Annotated in this window: 1 protein-coding gene; it reads right to left on the bottom strand. The window is 38.1% G+C overall.

Annotation, left to right across the window (positions count from 1 at the left end):
* Positions 1-419: 419 nt before the first annotated feature.
* The gene (locus GNF10_RS36925) at positions 420-1,145 is read right to left on the bottom strand and encodes a response regulator transcription factor (RefSeq protein ID WP_185582011.1); all 726 of its coding nucleotides are present in this window, start codon (positions 1,143-1,145) and stop codon (positions 420-422) included.
* Positions 1,146-1,310 lie beyond the last annotated feature (165 nt).

Here is a 1,310-nt window from a genome sequence, read left to right as displayed (position 1 = left end):
CTTGTAGAGTGTCCTAGCAGAGAGTAACGCACAAACAATTAGCATTAAATAAAGTTTGGGTGCGTTACATTGTATTAACAAACCCTACAAGCTCGGCGATCTCAGGGGAGTAATGTATTGCGATCGCAATACATTACGGTCATAACTCAAATCTTTTTTACGCAGTTTTGCTCCAACTACAACAAAAATGGTTGATACAGTCATCTCAGTTGCTCCCGACTTAATGAATTCTCGACATTTAAAAAGCTGGTTTACTAATTGCTTTTAGATAAAAATTAAAATTCCCCAAATCAATAATTAAACTGATTTGGAGAATAATAGTGTTCTAGTGTAAAAGAAGAGGTTAACTTCAGTAATTGTAGTTTAACAATCAGTTGTAAAGATAAGAGGTAAATATCGGGTAGAAATCGGGTATTTTCCTAAAGCTGCTTTAAGCGATAGCCCAATCCATGAACTGTCTCAATAAAATCATCGGCAGCACCTACGTCTTTAAGTTTATACCGTAAACTCTTAATGTGAGACTTAACAGTTTCTTCGCTGGGAGGGTCATCAAGCGACCAGATGCGCTCAATAATTCCGGCTCGACTTAGCACCCGCCGACCGCTAGAAACCATTAATTCTAAAAGAGCAAATTCTTTAGGTGTTAGGTGTAAAGGCTTGTCAGAGTATGTGGCTTCATAAGTGCTAGAATTTAAACGCAGATTACCCCAACCAAAGTCTGAAGAAGATGTTGCGGCACTATTGCGGCGCAACAGGGCGCGAACACGAGCCATTAACTCTGGCATTTCAAAAGGTTTGACCATATAATCATCTGCTCCAGCATCCAACCCGGTAATTTTGTCACCAAGGGTATCTCGTGCTGTTAACATGAGTACAGGTATTGTAATGTTGCGCGATAAACTATGCCTTGATGTAGGCGATGGGCTACGCCCCACCATAGGCGATCGCAAGCGTTGACAAAAACTTACACCATCTAATTTGGGTAAAGTAATATCTAGTACTACCAAATCATATTCCAACACTTTGATGCAATCCCATGCTTCCTCTCCATCTTGGGCTATATCTACCACATATTGACGGTCAGTCAGGGCTTCCATCAACATCTCTGCTAGCTGAACATCATCTTCGACTACCAAAATACGCATTGTGATAATATTTCTGTATTAAAAAATAGATAATACTATATTTTGCTGGCTTTACAGTAGTTTAACTGGTTAAATATCTGTTTTATAAATTTGATAAAAAATTAGCGGAATAGACTATAAACAATTTATCATTTTGACAGTTTATTCAATGCCTATATATAATAT

The sequence above is a fragment of the Nostoc sp. UCD121 genome (assembly GCF_014222285.1).
Lineage (GTDB): Bacteria > Cyanobacteriota > Cyanobacteriia > Cyanobacteriales > Nostocaceae > Nostoc.
This window is presented reverse-complemented; position numbering and strand designations above follow the sequence as displayed.

Coding starts and splice junctions, on each gene's coding strand:
- GNF10_RS36925 (WP_185582011.1), bottom strand. CDS start 1,145: ATGCGTATTTTGGTAGTCGAAGATGATGTTCAGCTAGCAGAGATGTTG.